The 23,381-nt window shown below is 65.2% G+C and carries 23 protein-coding genes and 1 tRNA gene; 15 read left to right on the forward strand and 9 right to left on the reverse strand.

All coding sequences use genetic code 11. The annotated features are described in order from the left end of the window. Positions 1–76: 76 nt before the first annotated feature. From ACT4OC_RS15530 to ACT4OC_RS15560, 7 genes are all read left to right on the forward strand, one after another. Complete coding sequence (locus tag ACT4OC_RS15530) at positions 77–286, forward strand: hypothetical protein (RefSeq protein ID WP_444839888.1); 210 nt, start codon at positions 77–79, stop codon at positions 284–286. Between the two features lie 142 nt (positions 287–428). Then, complete coding sequence (locus ACT4OC_RS15535) at positions 429–2,444, forward strand: acetyl-CoA carboxylase biotin carboxylase subunit (RefSeq protein ID WP_444839889.1); 2,016 nt, start codon at positions 429–431, stop codon at positions 2,442–2,444. Positions 2,445–2,544: 100 nt separating this feature from the next. Further along, positions 2,545–3,423, forward strand: coding sequence for an isocitrate lyase/PEP mutase family protein (locus ACT4OC_RS15540; RefSeq protein WP_444839890.1), 879 nt, complete (start codon positions 2,545–2,547; stop codon positions 3,421–3,423). Then, on the forward strand, positions 3,420–3,719 hold the full coding sequence (locus ACT4OC_RS15545) for an acylphosphatase (RefSeq protein WP_444839891.1): 300 nt from the start codon (positions 3,420–3,422) through the stop codon (positions 3,717–3,719). The genes ACT4OC_RS15540 and ACT4OC_RS15545 overlap by 4 nt, the downstream gene beginning before the upstream one ends. 18 nt (positions 3,720–3,737) lie before the next feature. After that, complete coding sequence (locus ACT4OC_RS15550) at positions 3,738–3,884, forward strand: hypothetical protein (protein ID WP_444839892.1); 147 nt, start codon at positions 3,738–3,740, stop codon at positions 3,882–3,884. Positions 3,885–4,032: 148 nt separating this feature from the next. Beyond that, on the forward strand, positions 4,033–5,505 hold the full coding sequence (locus tag ACT4OC_RS15555; protein WP_444839893.1) for an outer membrane protein: 1,473 nt from the start codon (positions 4,033–4,035) through the stop codon (positions 5,503–5,505). Between the two features lie 304 nt (positions 5,506–5,809). After that, entirely contained in the window at positions 5,810–7,291 is a 1,482-nt protein-coding gene (locus ACT4OC_RS15560; RefSeq protein WP_444839894.1) for an outer membrane protein, read from the forward strand. A 14-nt stretch (positions 7,292–7,305) separates the two neighbouring features. Here ACT4OC_RS15560 and ACT4OC_RS15565 read toward each other — a convergent pair whose 3' ends face one another. The 3 genes from ACT4OC_RS15565 to lipB all read right to left on the reverse strand — a co-directional run bounded on the left by ACT4OC_RS15565 (position 7,306) and on the right by lipB (position 10,497). Continuing rightward, positions 7,306–8,121, reverse strand: a complete 816-nt coding sequence (locus ACT4OC_RS15565; RefSeq protein WP_444839895.1) for a class I SAM-dependent methyltransferase — start codon at positions 8,119–8,121, stop codon at positions 7,306–7,308. A 6-nt stretch (positions 8,122–8,127) separates the two neighbouring features. Beyond that, entirely contained in the window at positions 8,128–9,651 is a 1,524-nt protein-coding gene (locus ACT4OC_RS15570; RefSeq protein WP_444839896.1) for an ATP-binding protein, read from the reverse strand. 114 nt (positions 9,652–9,765) lie between these two features. Next, positions 9,766–10,497 (reverse strand): lipoyl(octanoyl) transferase LipB, encoded by a 732-nt coding sequence (lipB, locus tag ACT4OC_RS15575; protein ID WP_444839897.1) that lies wholly within the window; start codon positions 10,495–10,497, stop codon positions 9,766–9,768. A 76-nt stretch (positions 10,498–10,573) separates the two neighbouring features. Between lipB and ACT4OC_RS15580 the strand changes: the two genes are divergently transcribed. Continuing rightward, positions 10,574–10,816, forward strand: a complete 243-nt coding sequence (locus ACT4OC_RS15580; RefSeq protein ID WP_444839898.1) for a FliM/FliN family flagellar motor switch protein — start codon at positions 10,574–10,576, stop codon at positions 10,814–10,816. A gap of 120 nt (positions 10,817–10,936) precedes the next feature. Then, positions 10,937–11,021 (forward strand) — tRNA-Leu (locus ACT4OC_RS15585). Positions 11,022–11,149: 128 nt separating this feature from the next. Here ACT4OC_RS15585 and ACT4OC_RS15590 read toward each other — a convergent pair. Together ACT4OC_RS15590 and ACT4OC_RS15595 are read right to left on the reverse strand one after the other, a co-directional pair. Beyond that, complete coding sequence (locus tag ACT4OC_RS15590) at positions 11,150–11,716, reverse strand: DNA-binding protein (protein WP_444839899.1); 567 nt, start codon at positions 11,714–11,716, stop codon at positions 11,150–11,152. A gap of 1 nt (position 11,717) precedes the next feature. Continuing rightward, entirely contained in the window at positions 11,718–12,092 is a 375-nt protein-coding gene (locus tag ACT4OC_RS15595; RefSeq protein ID WP_444839900.1) for a hypothetical protein, read from the reverse strand. A gap of 501 nt (positions 12,093–12,593) precedes the next feature. Here ACT4OC_RS15595 and ACT4OC_RS15600 point away from each other — a divergent pair. Continuing rightward, positions 12,594–14,168 (forward strand): DUF3300 domain-containing protein, encoded by a 1,575-nt coding sequence (locus ACT4OC_RS15600; protein WP_444839901.1) that lies wholly within the window; start codon positions 12,594–12,596, stop codon positions 14,166–14,168. Between the two features lie 8 nt (positions 14,169–14,176). Beyond that, a complete protein-coding gene (locus tag ACT4OC_RS15605) occupies positions 14,177–15,097 on the forward strand; it encodes a DUF2950 domain-containing protein (RefSeq protein ID WP_444839928.1) in 921 nt (306 codons plus the stop codon). A 288-nt stretch (positions 15,098–15,385) separates the two neighbouring features. On the opposite strand, the gene ACT4OC_RS15610 is transcribed toward ACT4OC_RS15605, so the two are convergent. Further along, complete coding sequence (locus ACT4OC_RS15610) at positions 15,386–16,582, reverse strand: acyltransferase family protein (protein WP_444839902.1); 1,197 nt, start codon at positions 16,580–16,582, stop codon at positions 15,386–15,388. A gap of 129 nt (positions 16,583–16,711) precedes the next feature. Further along, positions 16,712–17,659 (reverse strand): hypothetical protein, encoded by a 948-nt coding sequence (locus tag ACT4OC_RS15615; protein ID WP_444839903.1) that lies wholly within the window; start codon positions 17,657–17,659, stop codon positions 16,712–16,714. A gap of 260 nt (positions 17,660–17,919) precedes the next feature. Between ACT4OC_RS15615 and ACT4OC_RS15620 the strand changes: the two genes are divergently transcribed. Further along, on the forward strand, positions 17,920–18,294 hold the full coding sequence (locus ACT4OC_RS15620; protein WP_444839904.1) for a hypothetical protein: 375 nt from the start codon (positions 17,920–17,922) through the stop codon (positions 18,292–18,294). Positions 18,295–18,323: 29 nt separating this feature from the next. Here the strand turns inward: ACT4OC_RS15620 and ACT4OC_RS15625 are convergent, their stop codons facing one another. Together ACT4OC_RS15625 and ACT4OC_RS15630 are read right to left on the reverse strand one after the other, a co-directional pair. Further along, entirely contained in the window at positions 18,324–19,661 is a 1,338-nt protein-coding gene (locus ACT4OC_RS15625) for a polysaccharide deacetylase family protein (RefSeq protein ID WP_444839905.1), read from the reverse strand. Positions 19,662–19,737: 76 nt separating this feature from the next. Beyond that, positions 19,738–20,562 (reverse strand): polysaccharide deacetylase family protein, encoded by an 825-nt coding sequence (locus ACT4OC_RS15630; protein WP_444839906.1) that lies wholly within the window; start codon positions 20,560–20,562, stop codon positions 19,738–19,740. An 81-nt stretch (positions 20,563–20,643) separates the two neighbouring features. Here ACT4OC_RS15630 and mgtE point away from each other — a divergent pair, with 81 nt between their 5' ends. From mgtE to ACT4OC_RS15645, 3 genes are all read left to right on the forward strand, one after another. Beyond that, positions 20,644–22,065: a magnesium transporter gene (gene mgtE / locus ACT4OC_RS15635; RefSeq protein ID WP_444839907.1), complete on the forward strand. Its 1,422-nt coding sequence runs from the start codon at positions 20,644–20,646 to the stop codon at positions 22,063–22,065. Between the two features lie 135 nt (positions 22,066–22,200). Beyond that, a complete protein-coding gene (locus ACT4OC_RS15640; RefSeq protein WP_444839908.1) occupies positions 22,201–22,503 on the forward strand; it encodes a helix-turn-helix domain-containing protein in 303 nt (100 codons plus the stop codon). 51 nt (positions 22,504–22,554) lie between these two features. Beyond that, the gene (locus ACT4OC_RS15645) at positions 22,555–23,373 is read left to right on the forward strand and encodes an aldo/keto reductase (RefSeq protein WP_444839909.1); all 819 of its coding nucleotides are present in this window, start codon (positions 22,555–22,557) and stop codon (positions 23,371–23,373) included. The last annotated feature ends 8 nt before the right edge of the window (positions 23,374–23,381 follow it).

Consider the following 23,381-nt stretch of genomic DNA (forward strand, 5'->3'; position numbering starts at 1 on the left):
AAAATCGTTGAGGGCGGGTTGACGGAGACGGAACAAAAAGAGAACATGCGTCTCTCGCTTTGCGCCGGATCTCCTCATGTCCCTCCATCCACAGCCCTGCGACCGCGGCGAAGCCGGGCTGGAGGCTGCAATCGATCAGGCCATTGCAGCCTGCGGCGGCGACACGCGCGCGACCATCCGCGCGCTGATCGTGGCCAACAATTACCTCGAGAACGAGGTCGCCGAGCTGATGAAGGCGGTGTCGCATGCCTATGCGCGGGGGAGATTCCAGACCTATTCGGGCTGAGCACCAGTCGGCAAGACTCGCGGCATCATTAGTCGGGGCCATTCCCAAGCGATAACCACCACTAATACCGTTGCCTCGGCTCGGTTTTGCTGTACCACAGGCGGCGAGGAAACCCGCCAAAAAGCTCAAGCCCGCAAAGAACATGTTCAAGAAAATCCTGATCGCAAACCGCGGCGAGATCGCCTGCCGGGTCATCAAGACCGCCCGCCGCATGGGGATCGAGACGGTCGCCGTGTATTCCGAGGCCGACCGCGACGCGCTGCATGTCGAAATGGCGGACGAAGCGGTATTCATCGGGCCGCCCGCGGCGGCCGAAAGCTATCTCGTCATCGACAGGATCGTCGAGGCTTGCCGGAAGACCGGCGCGCAGGCGGTGCATCCCGGCTACGGCTTTCTGTCCGAGCGCGAAGCCTTTCCGCGCGCGCTGCAGAAGGCCGGCGTCGTCTTCATCGGCCCCAACCCGGTCGCGATTGCCGCGATGGGCGACAAGATCGAATCCAAGAAGGCGGCTGCCAAGGCCAACGTCTCGACCGTGCCCGGCTATCTCGGCGTCATCGAGGACGACAAGCATGCGGTGAAGATCGCCGACGAGATCGGCTATCCCGTGATGATCAAGGCCTCGGCCGGCGGCGGCGGCAAGGGCATGCGCATTGCGCATTCGAAGAGCGAGGTTGCCGAAGGCTTCAACCTTGCGAAAGCCGAAGCGAAGTCCTCGTTCGGCGACGACCGCGTCTTCGTCGAGAAATTCATCGTCGATCCCCGCCACATCGAGATCCAGGTGCTGGGGGACAAGCATGGCAATGTGATCTATCTCGGCGAGCGCGAATGCTCGATCCAGCGCCGCAACCAGAAGGTCATCGAGGAGGCGCCGTCGCCGCTCTTGGACGAGACCACGCGGCGCAAGATGGGCGAGCAGGCGGTCGCGCTGGCGAAAGCCGTGAACTACGACTCCGCCGGCACGGTGGAGTTCGTCGCCGGCCAGGACAAGAGCTTCTATTTCCTGGAGATGAACACCCGCCTGCAGGTCGAGCATCCCGTCACCGAGCTCGTCACCGGCGTCGACCTCGTCGAGCGGATGATCCGCGTCGCCGCCGGCGAGAAGCTCGCGCTGGCGCAAAAGGACATCGCGCTGACCGGCTGGGCGGTGGAATCCCGCGTCTACGCCGAAGATCCGTTCCGCAACTTCCTGCCCTCGATCGGGCGGCTGGTGAAGTACCGCCCGCCGGCGGAAATGAGCCATGACGGCATCACCGTGCGCAACGATACCGGCGTGCAGGAGGGCGGCGAGATCTCGATCCACTACGATCCGATGATCGCCAAGCTCGTCACCCATGCGCCGTCGCGTGCGGCGGCGATCGAGGCGCAGTCTAACGCGCTCGATGCCTTCTATGTCGACGGCATCCGCCACAACATTCCGTTCCTCTCGGCGCTGATGCACCATCCGCGCTGGCGCGAGGGCCGGCTTTCGACCGGCTTCATCGCCGAAGAATTCCCCAAGGGGTTTTCCGCGCATGCGCCGGAAGGCGAGGTGGCGCGCCGGCTCGCCGCGGTCGCCGCCGCCATCGATCATGTGCTCGGCGAGCGCAAGCGGCAGATTTCCGGCCAGATGAACGGCCGTATCGTGCAGCGCGAGCGCCGCCGCGCGGTCTGGCTCGATCGCGAGGAGGTCGGCCTCGACGTGGCGCGCGAAGGCGAGGGTATTGCCGTGCTGTTCGTCGGCGCCGATGGCGCGTTGGTCAGTCCGCATCTCCTGGAATCGAAGTGGAAGCCGGGCGACGCCGTCTGGCAGGGCAACATCAACGGGCTGCCCGCCGCCGTGCAGGTGCGCTTCATTCCGAACGGTTTCCGGCTGGCGCACCGCGGCTTCGAGATCTCGGCCTACGTCTTCACCGAGAGCGAGGCGACCGCGGCGCGGCTGATGCCGGTCGTGACCGCAGCCGACACCGGCAAGAAGCTGCTCTGCCCGATGCCGGGCCTGGTGGTCTCGATCGCCGTCAACGAGGGGCAGGAGGTCAAGGCGGGCGAGACGCTCGCCGTGGTCGAAGCCATGAAGATGCAGAACGTGCTGCGCGCCGAGCGCGACGGCACCGTGAAGAAGATCCACGCCGCACCCGGCGCCACGCTCGCCGTCGACGCGCTGATTCTGGAGTTTGCCTGACGTCATTGCGAGCGAAGCGAAGCAATCCATGGCGCCGCATCGGGAAAGATGGATTGCTTCGTCGCTTCGCTCCTCGCAATGACGCGGATGGAGTGAGACCATGGCCTTCCGTGAACGCCGGGAGAAACTGCGCGCGATTCTGAAGGGCAGCGCGTGCGTTCGCCCGGGCTCGGTCTATGACGCGGCCTCGATCCGCATCGCGCAGGATCTCGGCTTCCCGCTCGGCATGTTCGGCGGCTCGGTCGCCTCGCTTGCGGTGCTCGGCGATCCCGACATCACGCTGATCACGCTCACGGAGCTGTGCGAGCAGATGCGGCGGATGTCGCGCGCGGCGGAATTGCCCGTCATCGTCGATGCCGACCACGGCTATGGCAACGCGCTCAATGTGCGCCGCACGGTGCAGGAGCTGGAGAGCGCGGGCGCCGCCGGCCTCACCATCGAGGACACGCTGCTGCCGCAGGCCTTCGGCGTTGCCGAACCGCAACTGATTCCGCTGGAGGAGGGCGTCGGCAAGATGAAGGCCGCGCTCGCCGGCCGGAGCGATCCCTCGCTGGTCATCTTCGGCCGCACCGGCGCGCGCGGCGGCGGGCCGAAGGCGTCGAGCTTTGCCGAGTGCATCGAACGCGCCAGGGCTTACGAGGCTGTTGGCGTCGATGCGCTGTTCTTCACCGGTCTCACCACCCGGGAAGAAGTCCAGGCGATTGCAGCGGCGACGAAGCTGCCGCTGGTGCTCGGCAACACCCAGGGCGAGATCGATGATCCCGCATTCCTGATCGGCCAGCGGGTAAAGATCGCGCTGCAGGGCCACGCGCCGTTCGCGGCAGCCACCCAGGCCGTCTACGAAACGCTTAAAGCATTACGTGAAGGCACGCCGCCAAGGGATCTGAAGGGCCTTGCGTCTGCCGACCTGACCGCGCGCGTAACGCGGGCCGCTGACGTCAAGGCGCGCAGCATCGACCTCCTCGGACTGAAGAAATGAGCCACGCGATAATTCAGGTGACGATCCGCGGCCGGGTGCAGGGTGTCGGTTATCGCGCCTGGCTGGAGCAGCAGGCGCGCCAGAGCAGGCTCGAGGGCTGGGTGCGGAACCGCAGGGACGGCAGCGTCGAAGCGCTGTTTGCGGGGCCGGCCTCGGTCGTCGCCGAAATGGTCGCGCTGTGCCGCCACGGTCCGCCGTCGTCACGCGTCGCCAGCGTTATCAGTGAAACCGCCGAGGAAGATCAGCTCAGGCTGCGCCATCAAGGCGAGCGGTTTTCGGTGCTGTCCACGATCTAGTTTTCAAGGGAGGCGACGGTGGAGCCATCGAATTCGAAGCGGGGCGGACGGCCGATCCATCATTCCCCGATCTTCTGGATCGGCCTCGTGATGTGCCTCGCCGCGATCGCCATCTACCTCTGGTCCGACGACCTGTCGTGGCGGCCGGGGCAGGTCAATCGTTAACGGCTCGTAAACATCTGCGGGCCGAGCGACTCACGCTGAAGCTGCGCTTTTTGCAACAGTCGCCGACAATGGGACGTTCATCCAATAACAATTTGTGGCGGGCGCTTGATGGAACCTTACGCTTGCCCTGTTGATTCGCGGGGCAGGGATGATTCGACACAGGCTGACCCTTCTTGGAGTCGCTGCGCTCGCGGCGGCTGCCGCAGTCGCCCCTGCGGCTGCGCAATCATGGAATGGAGCCTACGGCGGCTTCAATGCCGGCTACGGCACCGGCCAATCCAGCCAGACCGACAATGGCGTGGTGCTTCCCAATGTCGAAATCGTCGGGGACGGCCACTACGACGTCAATGGCGGTCTTGCCGGCCTGACGCTTGGCTACAACTGGCAGTCGGGGCCGCTGCTGTTCGGCATCGAGGGTGACTACGCCTTCGCCAACATCCGCGGCAGCTCGGCTGCTTGCGGCTTGCCGGCGCTGTTCGCGCATCCTTGCAGCACGCAGCTCGACGGGTTCGGCACGCTGCGCGGCAGGGTCGGCTACGCCATGGGCGCCAACGGCTGGGTGCTGCCATATCTGACGGGCGGCGCGGCGGTCGGCCATCTCAGGGGTTACGACGCGCTGATCGGCGCGGAGGGCAGCGCCTCCCGCCCGGGCTGGGCGGCCGGCGCCGGCATCGAGGCGAAGCTCGCGCCGCAATGGTCGGTGAAGCTCGAATATCTCCATGTCGATCTCGGTGCCGCGCCGGTGTTCGAGATCATCCCGGGCGCGCCGGAGACCGTCAGCTTCCGCGCCGACATGGTCCGCGCCGGCGTCAACTACGCCTTCGGCGCGCCGCCGCCGCCCGCCAGGATGTACACCAAGGCGCCCGCGATTGCGGCCGTCGCGAGCTGGACCGGCTTCTACATCGGCGGCGATCTCGGCGGCGTCGTGCAGGGCGGCAACGGCGAGTCCAACTTCTTCCAGCCCGATCCCGACCCGCTGTTCGCCAATCTCAGGCAGAACCAGCTCGGCAACGGCACCTCGTTCCTCGCGGCCGTGCACGCCGGCTACAACTGGCAGGTGGCGAAGAACTTCGTCGTGGGCGTCGAAGCCGACGGGCAGTGGATGAAGCCGCGCTATGCATTCTGCCGCGAGACCGACCGCCGCAGCGTTCCCTGCTTCGACAACGGTTTTGGCTACGGTTTTGTCAACAGCGAGACGCGTTCGATGGCGACGGTGCGCGGCCGTCTCGGCGTCACCTTCGACCGCTGGATGCTGTACGGAACGGGCGGTGCGGCCTTCACCAAGGTCGACAGCATTCTCGCGCTGGACTGCCGCCTGTTCGGCTGCGCCAACGACGGCACGGCGAACTTCACGGTCGGCAATTTCTCGTCGTCCGTCACCGGCTGGGTCGCCGGCGGCGGCGTCGAATGGATGCTGTCGGACAACTGGCTGGCGCGGGGCGAATATCTGCACGCCGATTTCGGGACCGTGACCAGCACGCTGCTGCTCAACCCGGCCACGCAGTGCTCGCCCGCGGGGCCCTGCGGGCTGTCCTGGTCGCGCCAGGTCAAGCAGGACATCGTGCGCTTCGGCGTGAGCTACAAGTTCGGCGCCCCGTCCGCGGTGGTCGCGAAGTACTGACGGCTTCGCGCGACAGCAATCCTCCGGACTTCGCCAGGTCCCGCGCTTGCCCGCGCCGGGCGCATTGCGCTGCGGCCACGAGGGGCGTGTCCTTTCCGTGAAATATCGCGTCGATCATGTCGCGAGCGCTTGCGCAGGCTCGACGGCATTGTCCTGGATGGACCGGTGCACGGACCGTCCGGTACCGAAGTACATTCGTTAATAGTGCTATTTTTCCGATTATTGTTGCGCGATGGCGACAGCTTCTTGGGCGGATGACCGCTAGAGTGATGCGCGAACCGATCGCACCACGGGAATGCAGCAAATGAACATCATCAAGGCTCGGGCCTGGCTGGCCGCAACGGCGCTTGGCGCAGCGCTGCCGGTGGGGGCAGCGATGGCGGCCGATTTGCTGGTCAAGGCAAAGCCGGTCGTCGCCGCCACCTTCGACTGGAGCGGCGTCTATATCGGTGCGCATGCCGGCTACGGCGGCGGCATGAAGGACTGGTCGCCGACTGGCACCCAGGCGGACTTCGTTGCGCGCGGCGCGCTCGCGGGCGGCCAGATCGGAATCAACAAGCAGCTTGGCAGCCTCGTGTTCGGCGGGGAGCTGGCGGGATCCTGGACTGACATCAACGGAAAATCGCATCTCGAGATCGGCGGCCCGGCGCTCGCCAGCAGTGTCGCGATCGATCATGCCTCGGGGATCGACGGCATCGCGACGGTCGCCGGCCGCGCGGGCCTCGCCGCCGACCGCTGGTTCGTGTTTGCCAAAGCAGGTCTGAGCGCCGCGCACGAGAAGCACTCGTTTTCCATGCTCGTGACCGGTGTGCCCGGATCCTTTACCGTCGCGAGCGGCAATGAAGTGCGCTACGCGCCCATGCTCGGTTTCGGCAGCGAGTATGCGCTGGGCGGAAACTGGTCGCTGTTCGGCGAATACAACTTGCATCTTTTCGGCGACCGGTCCGTCTCGCTCCGGGGGACCAGCACGGCCGCTGCCCTTGCAGGTCCACTCGCGTTCGACCAGAGCATCGATCAGTCGATTCATGTCGCCAAGGTCGGCGTCAACTACCGCTGGGGCGGCGTTGCCGTCGATCCATCCTATCCGGCCGTTCGCCCGGTACCGGGCAACGACTGGACCGGCGGCTATATCGGCGTCCAGGGCGGCTATGGCTGGGGCAGCACGCAGTGGGGCGACGGCTTCGGGGCGCCCAATCCGGATTTCCGGACCGATGGCTGGCTCGCCGGCGGCACCATCGGCGCCAATGCGCAAGCCGGCAGCTTCGTGTTCGGCGTCGAGGGCGAAATTCTCGGCACCGGCATCAAGGGCAGCCTAAGCGCAACGGGTCCCGGCCCTGGCGTGGCTACCCAGACCAGCATCCTCAACAGCAGGATCGACTGGCTGGCACTTGCCACCGCGCGCGCCGGCTTCGTCGCCGGCAGCAATTTGCTGCTGTACGGCAAGGGCGGCGTCGCCATCGCGCAGGAAGCGCACACCCTCGACCTTTCGACAACTGGGCCGACGACTGCGGCGTCGCTTTCCGGCAAGGCGATCCACAGTGGTGTCGTGGCGGGTGCCGGCGCCGAGTACGCCTTCGCGCCGAACTGGTCGGTCAAGGCGGAGTACGACTATGTCAGGATGTTCGGGCAGGCGGTGACCATGACCGGAACCGCCGCTGGCGGGCTGTTTGGAGCAGGCGTGACCCTCGTAGCGCCGATCAACAAGGTCGGCCAGGATCTGCACCTTGTGAAGTTCGGCGTAAACTATCACTTCAACCCGCTGCCGAGTGTCGTCGCGAAGTACTGACGCAAGCTGCGTCGTCACCGCGCGGCGCGTGCCGAGACGACCAGCGCGCGGATGCGTCCCTCGATGGCTCCGCCGCCGAAGCGCTGCGCCAGCGTCCGTTCGGCACTGTCGGTGGCGGCTTCCAGCCCCGGCGCGCCGCGTGCCTCGATCTCGCTCCGCAGCGGCGTGCCCTGGCAATAGGCGATCGCCGGTTCGCGCGGCGAGGGCGCGCGGCTGACATGCTCGACAGCATCGATGGTGATGGCGCCGAAGCCGGCCTGCTGCAAGTCGCCGCGGATCGTGTCCCGGTCGTGATAGCCGTGCGGCGTGCGCGCCAGGAAGCGCGGCGCATCGTTGGGGAAAACCTGCGCCAGCGCCCGGGTGACGACGTCGGCGAACTCGTTGTCCTCGATGCGGTCCCATACGTTGAAGAAAAGCCGGCCGCCGGGCGCAAGGACGCGGTGCGCTTCCGCGTAACCCTTGATCCGGTCCGGAAAGAACATCACGCCGAACTGGCAGACCACGACGTCGAAGCTGGCGTCGTCGAACGGCAGCGCAAGGGCATCGGCTTGCCGCCATTCGACGCGCGGATCGGGCAGGGTGGCCTTCGCCTGCGCCAGCATGGGCTCATTGAGATCGCTGGCGGTGATGGAGACGCCGGCGGGCAGTCGTGCCGCCAGCGCGCGTGTCACGACGCCGGTACCGGCCGCCGTCTCGAGGATGCGGTGCGGGCGGACTTGCGCAATCCGCGCAGCGAGGTCGTCGGCATAAGGCGCGAAGATCAGCGGCACCAGCAGCCGCTCATAGACTTGAGCGATCGATCCCGTGAACGCCTTGTCGGTCGCGGCCATTTCCGTTCACCGCTGCAGGCGCGCGATGGCCTGGCTGAGCTGATGGATTTCGTAGGGCTTGCGCAGGATCGGGAACTCGTTCTGCAGGTTGACGGCGGCGTCGCTGTAGCCGGTTGCGAGCAGGATCGGCAGATTGGGGCGGATCTGGCGCAGGCGATGGGCCAGCGCCAGGCCGTCCATCGTTCCGGGCATCACGATATCGGAGAACACGATGTCGATGCCCTCGTGCTCGACCGCGCGCAGCGCCGCTTCCGCATCCGGTACCCGCCACACGGTATAGCCGAGCTGTTCGAGCAGGCCGATGCTCGCGGAAGCCACGTCCGGATTGTCCTCGACCAGCAGGACCGTGCCGCTGCTGCCATCTTCGATCTTCGCGACCGCATCGCTGCGCGGAGCGACGGCTTCGCGTGGCAGCAGCATCGTCACCTCGGTGCCCTTGCCGATCTCGCTCGCGACCTTCACGGTGCCGCCGGCCTGGTGGGCGAAGCCGTGCACCTGCGAGAGGCCGAGCCCGGTGCCCTTGCCGATCGGCTTCGTGGTGAAGAAGGGATCGAAGATCCTGTCGAGCACGTCGGGCGGGATGCCGACGCCGGTGTCCTTCACCGACACCGCCACGTAGTCGCGTCCGCCGGTTTCGGCGTTGCCGGCGCGGGCGCGCGCGGAGACGGTGACGGTGCCTCCGCCCGGCATGGCGTCGCGCGCGTTGATCACGAGGTTGACCAGCGCGGTCTCGAACTCGGCGATGTCGATGGCGGCCTGCAGGCCGGTGCTCGGGATGTCGAACTGCAGCGTGACCGCGCTGCCGACACCGGTGTCGAGCACCTCGCGCACGGCATTGATGCGTTCGGCAATATCGACCGATTGCGGGTTGACGCTTTGGCGCCGCGCAAAGGTGAGCAGCTGGCTGGTCAGTGCCGCGCCGCGCCTGGTGGCGGTTTCGATCGCCGACAGCGCGCGCTGCATCCTGGCGTCGTCGCCGACGCCCTTGCGCAGGGTATGCAGGCTGCCGCTGACGATCATCAGCAGGTTGTTGAAGTCATGCGCGACGCCGCCGGTCAACTGGCCCAGCGCGTCGAGTTTCTGCGCTTGCGCCAGCTGCCTTTGCATCTGCTCGAGCTTGAGCTGCGCCTCGCGACGCTCGGTGATGTCGCGGGTGATCTTGGCGAAACCGACCAGCTCGCCGTCCTCATAAATGGGATCGATGACGACGCTGGCCCAGAAGAAGGTGCCGTCCTTGCGCACCCGCCAGCCGTCCTCTTCAAAGCGGCCCTGTTCGCGCGCGATCTGCAATGCGCGCTGCGGCTTGCCGCTGGCGCGGTCGGCCTCGGTGTAGAAGCGGGAGAAGTGCTGGCCGACGATGTCCTCGGGCGCATAGCCCTTGATGCGCTGTCCGCCGACGTTCCAGCTCGTGATCGTGCCGGCAGGGTCGAGCATGTAGAGCGCATAGTCGGCCACGCCCTCGACGAGAAGACGGAAGTTGCGCTCGCTTTCAAAGAGATCGCGCTGTCTTCGTTTTTCTTTACCGGCCATGCGAGCCCCGACCAACCTGCCTGAACGCGCGGCGGGGGAATTTGGTTCCGGGCGCGCCGGAATATTCCGGGATTGGCGTTCGGGTACGGTTATCGGGCCGTGCTGCGTGAGCCGTCACCCCGCCGTCGCTTCCGGCAGCGGCAACCCCACCGGCCCAAACACCTCCGCAAACGCCTGCCTAAGCGCGACGTCGACGTCGGCCATCGTCAGGGGATGGCCGAGATCGACCAGCGAGGTGACGCCGTACCTGACGTCGGCGACGCCGCATGGCACGATGGCGGCGAAGTGCGACAGGTCCGGCTCGACGTTGATGGCGATGCCGTGGAAGGAGACCCAGCGGCGCAGGCGCACGCCGATCGCGGCGATCTTGTCCTCGCAGCCGTCGCCCTTGTCGGGACGCTTCACCCAGACGCCGACGCGGTCCTCGCGCCGCTCGCCGCGCACGTTGAAGCGGGCGAGGGTGCGGATGATCCATTCCTCGAGCCCCGCCACATAGGCGCGCACGTCGGGGCGGCGGCGTTTCAGGTCCAGCATCACATAGGCCACCCGCTGGCCCGGGCCGTGATAGGTGAGCTGCCCGCCGCGGCCGGTCGTGAACAGGGGGAAACGGGGGTCGAGCAGGTCCTCGTCCCTGCCGCTGGTTCCGGAGGTGTAGAGCGGGGGATGCTCCAGCAGCCAGACCAGCTCGCCGGCCTTGCCGGACGCGATATCGGCGGCGCGCGCTTCCATGGCCGCCACGGCCTCGGGGTAGGGCACCGGGGAATCGGAGATCCGCCACTCCACCGCGGGCGCCCCGAGGGGAGCGGCGAACGTCGTCAAATCAAGGTCTTGGCGGTCATTAACCATTGGCTAACCATAACGTGGTCAGGTTCTCGAGGGGCGGAATTCCGCGCAACTTAAGTCACGGGTCGGCGGCTCAGCAGTGTCAACTCTCGATAAAGTCACGGTCGATCTGATCGTGGTGCTGGGCACCAGCACGATGCCCATTCACCAGGTGATGCGGCTGTCCCGCGGCGCCATCATCGAGCTCGATGCCACCGAGGCCGACGAGGTGAAGATCCTCGCCAACAACATGCCGATCGCCTCCGGCGTGGTGCTGGTCGACCGCAACCGGATCGCGGTGGAAGTCAAGCAGATGCTGCCACGCTCGCCCGCCACCAGGTAAGCCGTTCCCGGGCCAAATCTCCACTGAATCAAGGCCGTCGCAGCCCTTGTACCCCCAATCTCGATTTGTTACATCGGCGCCGTTGATCCGGCGGGCCGCGAGGCGGAGCCGGTCTCCCAAGCGCTCGTGGCGGAACTGGTAGACGCGCTGCCTTGAGGTGGCAGTGAGTAAAATCGTGGGGGTTCGAGTCCCTCCGAGCGCACCAGCTCAAAACTAAACATCTGATTATTAAGCGATTTTTTTATGCTAGCCCCGCTTCGAGGCTGGCAGGACTATTAGCGTTCGTTCGCCGGGTTGCGCGCGATTGCCGGCTACGATTTCACGACAATGGGATCATTTCGAACGATACAACAGCACGCGTCCGGTGGGTACGAGCTGGAGAAGAATGTCATAGTCGCCGACATTTGCAGTCAGGACAACGAGGCCGAGCTTTTGCGCCTGCAGGAAGAGCACGCAATCCCAAAGCGCGCGCAACTTGCCGTCCTTTTCATATCCCTGGAGGCGGCTGAGGATCCCCGATAGCAGCGCGGCTCGTCCCAGCACCTCCACGTCCGGCGCAAAGATCCGATGTGGCGGCATCGCTTTGATCTGCTTCCCGATCACATCGACGACAGAGGCGGTTCGCGCGTCGGATGGATTCATCGCGCCGACCGTGTGCATCAACTCCCGGATTGCGACAGTCGAATGGTTGACTTGTCGCTGCGCGATCAGCTCGTCCAGGACCTGAGGCGAGCGATCTTGCATTTGATCGATATAGACGCAGGAATCGAGCAGTAATCCCTGTCCGGCGATCAGGCTGGCGCTGACGAATGGAAGTTCATCGTCGCTGCGCCGTGCCAGCGTGCTTCCCGGATCGAACCGCGCCCAACGTCGCGCCGCGTCAAAGTCGAATTCCGCCACCTTAGAAACCGAGCTTCAATGTCGGGTTGACCTTGCCCCGAGACTCCTTGAATGCCTCTGCGAAATTGTCCTCGAGTGCGACCGTCGCCAACGCAAACTCGATCAAGTCCGTATCCGTCTCAATGCCCGTCTGGCGCTTGGCCTGCCGGACCAAGGCCCGACTTACCCGGCCACCGATGCGGCTGCCTTTTTCGCTCAAGAGGCCAGACTGTTCGGCCGCCAGCATGACCGCTTCAAATCGTGCCTTGCTCACGACAGGCCCGCTGGTCGCAAGCTCACGCTTAAGCGTCTTTATCAGCACCGAGTTGCCCTTGGATGCAGCTCTCCTCCGTTTCGGCCGGAGCAGAGTGGGCTTGCTCGCTGATGCCTTTGCCATGGAATTTCGCCCGTATGTTAGACAAAACTGGATTTTGTCTAACATAGCGCTTTGCTGCCCCATCTTCAAGGCGACTGGTGGAAGGGTGTAGCAAGCTCATGCCCGGCCGCAGCTGCATCGCGGTCGTTCGCGGCAATGTCGATATGGCGATGGCTTTGAACGGATGTTTCGGGGTGAAGCCGTGTCGGCACCTTCTGAAAGACGCACTTGGATCCGAAATGCACCTTGTGCTTTGAGAGATTCCGCCAACCCTCTGAAATCGCAACAAATGCGAGCGCCCTCCGAGCGGGCCGCCTCAATAATCAGCCAATGATTTTGCAGGATTTTTTCGATTTTTGGTCTTGCCCTGACTGGGATAGGATCAAGGAGGGCTGCCAATCCGACGGCAGCCGCTCGACGCACTCCCGAGCGGCCCGTTCGGACCCGCATTCCGTTGATCTGTGTCAACCCTTCAGTTCTCGAGCGCGTGAAGCTGAGCAGATAATCTGTAGGGAGGCGACGATGGTTCGTTGCGTGACGATTCTGCTTGCACTTGGGCTTCTGATGGCGGCGCCCGCGGCGAGCACGGCGCAGACCCCAGCCGCCCCGGTGCCTGCAGGCCAGCAGCCGGCCCAGTCGCAGGTCGAGCCACTGAAGCCCGAACAACTCGAGGCGATGGTCGCTCCGATCGCGCTTTATCCGGACGAGTTGCTCGCCAACGTGCTGGCGGCTTCCACCTATCCGCTGGAAATCGTGCAGGCCGACCGCTGGGTCAAGGGCAACAAGAGTCTGAAGGGGGATGCGCTGAAGGCTGCGGTGGACAAGCAGCAATGGGACGACAGCGTCAAGGCGCTCGCCTCCACGCCGGACGTTCTCGCGATGATGAGCGACAAGATCGACTGGACCAAGGATCTCGGCGACGTCGTGCTGGCCCAGCAGCCCGACGTCATGGACGCAATCCAGCGTTTGCGCGAGAAGGCGCAGAAGAACAACAAGCTCGTCACCAACAAGCAGCAGAAGGTCAGCGTCCAGAAGCAGGACAACCGCGACGTCATCGTAATTCAGCAGGCCAACCCCGACACGTTGTATGTGCCCTATTACGATCCCGCGACGGTCTACGGCACCTGGCCTTACGCGGAGTATCCGCCCTATTACTGGGGTTACCCGTCCTATATCGGCGCTGGCGTGATCGCAACCGGCCTTGCCTTCGGCGCGGGCTGGGCGATCGGACGCTGGGGCAATTACTGGGGCGGCGGCTGCAACTGGGGCAACCGCAACGTCTACGTCAATCACAGGACCAACAACATCAACTGGCAGCACAATCCGGTGCACCGCCAGGGCGTCAAATACCCCAACCAGAATGTGGCCAGCCGTTTTGGCGGCGGCGCCGGGAACAAGGCGGGCGTCAGCGACCGCATGAACTATCGCGGCCGCGACGGTCAGCAGGTGTTGAAGCCAGGCGACCGTGCAGGGGACAGGTCAGGAGATCGCGCGGGCGACCGTGCAGGCCCCGCCGACCGCTCCAAGGGCGGCGATCGTGCCGCTGCGGTTGATCGTTCCAAGGGTGGTGATCGCGCCAAGGGTGGCGATCGCGCCAAGGGCGGCGATCGTGCCAAGGGTGGCAGCGGCAACCGTGCGGCTGCTGCCGATCGCGCCCGCGGGCCTGCTGCCGGTGGCGGTCACGGCGGCGGGCGTGACAGCGCCTTGGGCGGCATATCGGGCGGCGGGCGCGCCGCCAGCATGGCGTCGGCGCGCGGCCAGATGAGCATGGGCGGCCGTGGCGGCGGTGGATTCGCAGGAGGCGGCGGTCGTGGCGGCGGAGGAGGCCGGCGCTCCGACATCGCGCTGAAGCACGATGTCGTCCTGCTCGGCCATCTCAACAACGGCCTCGGTTATTACCGCTTCAGCTATCTCGGCAGCACCAGGCGCTATGTCGGTGTGATGGCGCAGGAGGTGCAGGCGGTGCGGCCGGATGCGGTGACGAGCGGCAGCGACGGCTATTTGCGCGTCTACTACGACAGGCTTGGCCTCAAATTCCGCACCTATCGTGACTGGCTCGCCGCGGGCGGGCAGGTTCCCACGCGTTCGAGGATCTGACGATGGGTATGAATCATTCGCTCCCCTTCGCTCGCTTGCTCGCTGCAGGCCTCTCGCTCGCCGGCATGCTCTGCATCGCAGCGCCGGAAGCACGCGCGCAACAGATGTTTCCGTCGGCCGACGAGGCGGCAAGTGCGCTCGCTGCCGCGGTCAAGTCCGGCACGCGAAGGCAAATGCTGCGCGTCCTTGGCGCCGAAGGCGAGGACATCATCTCCTCCGGCGATGAGGTCGCGGACAAGGAGACGCGCGAACGCTTCACCGCGGCTTGGGATGCCAAACACTCGGTCAAGGCGGAGGGCGACAACAAAGCCGTCGTGATCCTGGGAAATGACGATTTCCCGTTGCCGATCCCGCTGATGAAGAAGAAGGCCGGATGGGAATTCGACACGGCCGCCGGCCGCCTCGAAATCCTCTATCGCCGCATCGGCCGCAACGAGCTCGATGCGATCCAGACCTGTCTGGCCTTTGTCGACGCGCAAAACGAGTATGCCGAGAAGGATCGAGGGCAGGGCGCGGGCGTCTATGCGCAGCGCATCGTCAGCACCACGGGCAAGAAGGACGGCCTCTATTGGCCCGGCGATGACAGTCCGCTTGGCGAGCTCGCAGCGGATGCCTCCGCCGAAGGCTACAAGGTCGGCGAGGGGCCGATTCCCTATCATGGCTATTACTACCGCATCCTGACCCAGCAGGGCCCGAACGCGCCCGGCGGCACGCTGAACTATGTGGTGAAAGGCAAAATGATCGGCGGTTTCGCGCTGCTCGCCTGGCCCGCCGAATACGGCAATTCCGGCGTGATGACTTTCCTGGTCAATCACAACGGCGTCGTCCACCAGAAGGACCTCGGCGACTACACAAACAAGCTCGTCAGGCGGATGAACTGGTTCGATCCGGATCAGACCTGGAGGAAAGTGGACTTAGCCAAACCCTGAGCCGCACGCAGGTCGACCATCGCTGAAGGTGAAGGGAGATGGTCCTTCGGTTCGCTAACCATCTCGACCGTCACGCGGCCAGCCGTTTGTTGATGCCGGAAAGCAACTTGGCGAATGCGGCTTGGCGTCGGACACCTGACTGAGGATTCAGATCGAACCGCCGGTCTACTTTGCATGGGGTTGTTTTCGATATTTTGAGGAAGCGAGGCCAGCGTCAGGTCCGGCCCCGCGCCGGACTGCACGCGAGCGGCGGCCGGGCATGGGATGGAAGCCGCGAACGGTCCCGATTCAGACCCGCAGGAAGATCTTGCGACGGTAGAGGAAGCGAGCCAGCAGGATCGCGAAGGTCAGGCCCAGCATTCGGACGACGAACGTTCCGGTGTTCGGCGTGATCGCGCGGTCGAGCAGGGCGGCAAGATCCCCACCGGCGAAGCGCGTCGCGAACAGCTCGAACGTCGACACCGTGCTGCCGGCAAAGCGTATCGCGAACTGATCGGCCGTCACGTTGTTGATGAAGTAGAGCGTGATGGCGTTCGCGCCGAGCCAGATGAACATGACTGCCCAGCGCCGGTAACCCCAGACATCGATGATCTGATGCCAGACGCCGAGCAGGATCAGGCTGTAGCCGCCGGCGACGAGCACGAAAGAGGAGGTCCAGATCACCTTGACGATGGGGAATTGCAGTCCCCAGAGATATCCGGCTGCGATCATCGGGATGCCGGCGGCAATCAGCAGTAAGGATTTCTGCCTTCCCTGCAGCCGCGGGTCTGCCAGCAGCAGACCGGCCAGCACGCCGATCAGGCAGGTGCCGATCGCCGGCAGCGTGCTCAGCAGCCCTTCCGGGTCGCGGGTCACCTCCCACTTCCATCCCGGCAGGTAGTTCGCATCGATCCAGTCTGCCAGGTTGGCGTCCCGCGCGAACGAGCCGGCGCCGATCCCCGGCACGGGCACGAACGTCATCAATGCCCAGTAGCCGGCCAGCAGCACCGCCAATGCCACGACGATGCCGCGCGCCCGGAAATTCAGGAACAGAAGCGAGGCGCAGAGATAGCAGAGTGCGATCCGCTGCAGCACGCCGACCAGGCGGATATCGCCCCAGTGACGGCTGATGCCGCCGTAGAAGATCAGCCCCAGGCCATAGAGGATCAGCGCGCGGCGGAACACCCGGGCATAGGCCTGCGCCTTGCCCTCCCGCTCGACCAGCTGCGGCAGCGACAGCACGATCGCCACGCCCGTGACGAAGATGAAGAGCGGGAAGATGAAATCGTAGAACCGGAAGCCGTCCCACGCCACGTGGGTCATCTGCGTGTTGAGAAAGCCGCCGACAGCGCTCGGCACCGGCCCCTTGTCGCGCAACATTTCGTTGAGCGACCAGATGACGGCGTCCGCGCCGAGGATCCAGAAAATGTTGAAGCCGCGCAGGGCATCGACCGAGACGACGCGCTGTGTTGCCGCTGCAGCCGCCGGCGCTTCGAGCTGGCGCATCGAATTTCCCCGCGATCCGGTCGCGGCTAATCTGATGGGAAATGCGCAAAGCGCGCGTTGACCTGAGTCAATCTGCCACGAGCCGCGCGAACCGTCCCGAAGCGCCGAAGAAGTCAGCCCTGACGGAGGCTAGCGCGCCCTGCGGCGCGCCGCGATCTCGGTGGCCGGCAAGGCGCAATTGCCGGGCTCCTCCTGCACACGAAAATAGTTACGGCCGACATAAGACCTGTCGTAGTGCCGCCATGAGGTCGGCTGACCCAGCGCCTGCACGCCGGCGAGGGTCACCGCAAACACGGAGCTTTGCATGTCCCGCTCGTGCGGGTCGAGATTTTCCGGCAGTTTGGAGCTGGCATAGTCGACATAGGAGACGATGCGGATACAGGGCAAATCCCGCGCCGCCGCGATCGCCGCTTTCGCCGTCATCAGGTGGTCGGAATGGTCTCCGGGATTGATGTGCGGATCGAGCTCGGCCACGTTGAGCTGCACCAATCGTGCCTGTCCACGCTCGCGGCGGATGATCTCGCGCAGCGTGCCGACCAGATCGTTCCAGCCGTGATAGGCGGTGCTGCCGTCGACGGCAGCCAGCGTGCCGTTGTCTCCATCGGCAAGGCGCTTGAGCGACTGGAAACCGGTGTGAACATAGCCGGTGCCGAGCGGGCTGCCGTCCGGCACGCGCAGGAAATAGCTGACGGTGTTGCGGTAGCTGACGCGGTAGATGGGGTGCCCGTTGAACGGCGTGGTCGAGGCCGTGCCGCTGCCGGGTTCTGCTTCGGCGTCTGCCATGAAACGCACCGCCTGCTCGGCGCCGTTGTCGCGTGCCAGATACAGCGGATGCTTGCGCTTGCCCGTGCCGGTCCCGAGCCCGGCATCGCCGGCCGTCACGTGGATGAACACCGTCTTGGCGGCCGCGCCGATCACGTCCCGGAAGGCGGACGGGTTCATGAACAGCTGCCAGTCGTCCTGGTGGGCCGCAAAATAGAACGAGACCTTGTCGGGACGTGCGCCCTCCGCTGCCAGCGCCGGCGAGGCGGCGAGGAGCGCAGCGGCAAGAACGGCACGCGCAGTCGCTCGAAACATCGGCATCCCCCCGTCAGTGACCGATCAAGAGATGGTGATCAAGATCCCGAATTCAATTAAGACGTTGCCGGCAGATGATGCTGCCCCCTGATCCCAAATCCTGGCAATTTTCCCCGGCCCATCATGACAGACTACAAGGGCCGTCTCACGCGCCGCAGGGCTTAACCAATTGAAAACCGCCGGGCGTGTTGCCGGCATGACACACACGCCACGTAAACGATTTTCCCGCATAGGGTACCATCTCTCGTTCGGAGCCACGCATGAAGGTCCTCGGCTACGTCTATCGATTCCTTTCGAACTTCGTGTTCCTGGCGCTCGTCTACTACAGCTTGAACCTGATCGAAAAATACCCGCAACGGGTGATGCTGGCGGTCATGATCCTGATCTATGCCGGGATGCATTCGGCCTCGGCGCTGCGCTCGTTCTATTTCTTCCAGCGCATCGAGCGGCTGGAGAGCGAGGCGAGGCGGCTGTCCGCCATCGCGGCGGAAGGGCCCAATGCGGCGGCCTCGCGCAAGCAGATCGTCGGAGAGGTCGCCGGGCTGCGCCATGCCGGCGAGATGAAGGCGTATATCGACCTTCTGTTCCTGGCGCTGGCGATCCTGCTCTGCATCGCCAAGATCGTCACCAACTAGGCCTGCTCCGCGGAGCCGCCGCCGATCAATCAGAGGGTTGCCTGCTGATCGTGCCAGATGGTGCGCTTCACGTTGTTCTTGTCATGAACCGGACGCTTGGGCGGGGCCGCGGTCCGGACCGTTTGCGCCGGACGGGCAGGCCGCGCCGCACCGACTTGCCGTGCCCGGCTGCCGATGGCGGCCGGCGCACGCTTGCCCGGCCTTTCGGCGGTGGCAACCGCAACGCGACGCCCGGTCGGCCTCACAGTTTTCACGCCCAGCATCGCCACCTGCACGCCTTCCTCGACCGCGAAGACCGAGGCCGCCGGAACGGGCATGACGCTCGCGGCGTCGATCGAGGCGAGCTGTCCCGGCCGCGGCCACGGCGCCTGCCGCGGCAATGGAATGCCCGCGCCGCGCGGCTGCGGCCGGTCGAGGATATTGACGTCGTTCCAGTAGGAATCGGTCAGCAGCGGCACCGGAAGAGGCGCGTGCTGTGCGAATACGAAAGTCGGGATTTTCGGCCAGCGCGAGGTCGCAACCAGTTCCGGTGCCGGATGGAGCCGCCATTGCTGCGGATCGGCCGGCGTCGCCGGATTGTCCGCTGTTGCCGGCACTACGTGGACGATGCGGTAGCCGCGCGCCTTCAGGTCCTGCAGGATCTTCGGCAGCGCCGCCACCGTGCGCGGCTGGATATCGTGCAGCAGCAGGATGCCCTTGCCCTTGGCCGCGAGGCGCTGCAAGGCGAGATCATAGACGCGTTTCGAGGACACCGGCCGCCAGTCGTCGGCGGGAAAATCGGCGCTCCAGATCTGCAGGCCCTTCTGGCGCGTGTATTCCTCGATCGCGTCATTGCGGGCGAGGCCGGGGATGCGGAAGAACGGCGACATTGCCGCGCTCTTGTCGCCGAGTGCTGCCGTCACCGAAGCGATGCCGTCGTCGATCTCGGCCTTGGCGCGGTCGATCGGCAGACGGTGCATGGCCATCGGATGGCTCTGGCTGTGGGACGCGATCGTATGGCCGCCCGCGAGCACCTTGCGCACGCCTTCCGGATTGGCCTGGGCCTGCCGGCCGACCAGGAAGAAGGTCGCCTTGACGCATTGCCCAGCGAGGATATCGAGAATTTGGTTGGTGTATTTCGGCAGCGGGCCGTCGTCGAAGGTCAGCACCACCTCGCCGTCGTTGAGCGGCAGCGTCTCGCGATACTGCATCGAGCCGATCAGCGGATGCTGCTTCGCATCGACTACGAGGGTGCGCGAGGTGCCGAGCGCATCGGGACGGGGACAATTGGCAGACATCGCGGGCTGCGCAGCGCCGCCGAACGCCAGCCCCAACATCAACGCGGCGAAGTGCCTGACGCGGATGCCACCCCCAACATTACCGGCCATTGCACTACCTGCCCGCATTCCAATTCAGTCAAATTCATTACAAGCGGCTTCATGAAGGCCGCATTAATTATTGGAGTTATTCACGTTTTTCGTTTTGACCGACGCTGGCCAATGGCGTGGCCGAGGCCGCCGGTACCACATGCACTATGGAATAGCCGTTGTCACGCAGATAGCGCAGGAAGTCGGGCAGCGCGGCTGCCGTCTGCGGAGAGGAATCGTGCAAGAGCAGGATGCCTTTCCCGGCCGATTTGACGCTGTCGATCATCCGCGCGAGCTGCGCCTCCGGTGTCATCCTGATCCAGTCATCCGCCCACAGATCGGCCCCGAACACCACGATGCCGCGCCGCGCGAGATGATCGAGGGATGGCTCGGACATTTCGAAATAGGGGTAGCGAAAGAACGGCGTCGAGGGCGACGCGGCCGTCGTAATGCCGAGCGCCGCCTCCACCGCGGCAATGCCCAGGTCGATTTCCCGTTGCGCTTCGTCGGGCGTGATCTTCTTCAGATTCTGGTGCGACCAGCTGTGGTGCGCGACGGTGTGTCCCGCTGCCGCCATCTTGCGCACCATCTCCGGATACTCGGACGCGCGCTTGCCGATCAGGAAGAAGGTGGCGCGCACGCATTGCTCGGCGAGGGCGGCGAGAATCTTCTCGTCCACCGCCGGCGATGGGCCGTCGTCGAAGGTCAGCACGATCTCGCGGTCTCTCAGATCCAGGGTGTTCGGAAAGCTCCGCAAGCCCACGCGGGGCGTGGTGGCCGCCTCGACAGCGATCGTGCGCGAGGTGCCGAGCGCATCCCTGTGCGGGCAATCGGAGGCGAACGCCGGGAGCGCGAGCGCGCCCGAAAGACCCAGCGCTGCCGCGAAACACAGGTGCGATCGTCGACTATCCATAATTCTCATTGCGCCAGGCGTTGCCCATTGGGTAATGCGTGCGGCAGCTCAGACGAGTTCAGCATTCCTGTCAAACGGCGAGGGCGCGGCATGGCCGACGATACCGATGTTGCGCACGCCCCTGAGGCCTCGCTGCTCGATCGCCACCCGATGCGTGACGATGAGGGGCAGATCAGGTCGGAATTCGTCGAGCAGGTGGCGCGCGCCATCCAGGCCGACGACGCCGCGTTTCTGCGCGCCATTGTCGGGGAGCTGCACAAGGCCGATCTCGGCGACCTTATCGCCGCGCTCGAAGCCGACGACCGCGTCAAGCTGGTCGAGCTCACGGGTTCGGATTTCGATTTCTCGGCGCTGAACGAGGTGGACGAGGGCGTCCGCGAGGAGATCCTCGAAGAGCTCGAGCCCGAGGAGGTTGCCGAAGGCGTCCGCGAACTCGACTCGGACGAGGCCGTGGAGATCCTGGAATCGCTCGACGAGGACGATCGCGAGGAAGTCCTCGAAAAGCTGCCGCCGTCCGAACGCGACGTCATCGAGCGCTCCCTCGAATACCCGGAAAATTCGGCCGGCCGGCGGATGCAGACCGAGTTCATCGCGGTGCCGCCGGATTGGACCGTCGGCCAGGCGATCGACTACATGCGTGAGACGTCCGATCTGCCGGACAGGTTCTATGAAATCTATGCCGTCGATGCCGACAAGCGCTGGCAGGGCGCGGTCCCCCTCGACGTGCTGCTGCGCTCGCGCCGCCTGGTTCCGCTCAAGGAACTGGTGGACGAGGACCGTCGCCGCGTCTCCGTGCTGGAGGACCAGGAGGAAGTCGCGCGGATGTTCGGCAAATACAATCTCGTCGCGGCCCCCGTGGTGGATACCGAGAACCGCCTGGTCGGCGTCATCACCATCGACGACGTCGTCGACGTCATCGAGGAGGAGGCCGACGAGGACCTGAAGGCGCTGGGCGGCGTCACCAGTCACGAAGAACTGTCCGACAGCGTGTGGACCATCGCGCGCGGCCGTTTCAACTGGCTGCTGGTCAATCTCGCCACCGCCTTCCTGGCATCCTCCGTGCTCGGCCTGTTCGAGGGGCAATTGGAGAAGATGGTGGCACTGGCCGTGCTGGCGCCGATCGTGGCGAGCCAGGGCGGCAATGCGGCGACCCAGACCATGACGGTGGCGGTGCGGGCGCTGGCGACCCGCGACCTCGGCGCCAACAACGCCTGGCGGGTGGTGATGCGCGAGGCAATGGTCGGCCTCGTCAACGGGCTTGCCTTTGCCGTCATCACCGGAGTTGCCGCGGTGGCGTGGTTCAAGATCCCAGGCCTCGGGGTCGTGATCGGGCTTGCGATCGTCTGCAACCTCGTTGCCGGGGCACTGGGCGGCATCCTGATCCCGATGCTGCTGGAGCGGGTGAAGGCGGATCCGGCGGTTGCTTCCGGCACCTTCGTCACCACCGTCACCGATGTGGTCGGCTTCTTCTCCTTCCTCGGCATCGCCACGCTGTGGTTCGGGTTGAAATAGCCCTTTCGCGACAAGGCTTGCTATCGTTAATCGAGTCTTAACGGGCTTGGCCGATGATTTCCTTGTTTGATTTGCGCATGATCTTGTCGCCAAACCGCTGACACTTTGGCGGATCATGCGCCCGGGATTTCGGTCATGAAACGGTTTCGGCTGAAAGCGGACGGGCGGATCGTCGAGTTGCGCGACGGCAAGGAATTTCCGCTTGCGCCCGAGATGGAGCCAGGGGCCGCGCAACCCGCCGTGCGCGACCTGCGCCGCCGCGCCCAGCTGACCCAGATCGAATTTGCAGCCCGTCTCGGCGTGCCCGTCGAGACCATCCGCAACTGGGAGCAGGGCAAGCGCGCGCCGCGGGGGCCCGCGCGCGCGCTGCTCGCGGTGATTGCGCATTCGCCCGAGACGGTGTTTGCGGCACTTTCGACGGTACCCGCGCCGGCCTAGCAAGCAATCTCGGCGCGAGACATAATGCGGCCCGAACCTCACGAGCCCGCCATGCGATTCGTCGAAGCCAAAGGCGCAAGAATCCCGGCGATCGGGCTCGGCACCTGGGAATTGCGCGGGCGGACCTGCGCGCGGCTGGTCGAGCAGGCGCTGCGTCTGGGCTACCGCCACATCGATACCGCGCAGATCTACGAGAACGAGCGCGAGGTCGGCGAGGCGTTGCGCGCTTCCGGCATTCCCAGGAGCGAGGTGTTCGTCACCACGAAGGTCTGGACCAGCCACTTCGCGCCCCATGATCTCGAACGCTCGACCAAGGAGAGCCTGAACAAGCTGCGCATCGCCGAGGTCGACCTGCTGTTGCTGCACTGGCCGAACCCGCGCGTGCCGCTGTCGGAGACGCTCGATGCGCTGGCGCAGATGCGAAAGCTCGGCATGTGCAGGCATATCGGCGTATCGAATTTCACGGTGGCGCTGATGGAGGAGGCGGTCGAAAAATGCCCGGCCCCGCTGATCTGCAATCAGGTCGAGTATCATCCCTATCTGGACCAGACCAAGGTGCGGGAGGCCTGCGCGCGTCACGAGATGGCGCTGGTTGCCTACAGCCCGATCGCCAAGGGGCGCGTACGCAAGGACGACGTGCTCGCGCGGATCGGGCGCGCCCACGGCAAGAGCGCAGCGCAAGTCTGCCTGCACTGGCTGGTGCAGCAGAATGTCTCGGCGATCCCGCGGACGTCGCGGCTGGAACGGCTGTCGGAGAATATCGAGGTGTTCGACTTCGAGCTCTCGGAAGACGAGATGGCACAAATCTCGGTGCTGGGCAGCCGCGAGGGCAGGTTGACCGATTTCGGCTTCTCGCCGAAATGGGATTGAGACTGTCC

Source organism: Bradyrhizobium sp., from assembly GCF_052389815.1.
Lineage (GTDB): Bacteria > Pseudomonadota > Alphaproteobacteria > Rhizobiales > Xanthobacteraceae > Bradyrhizobium.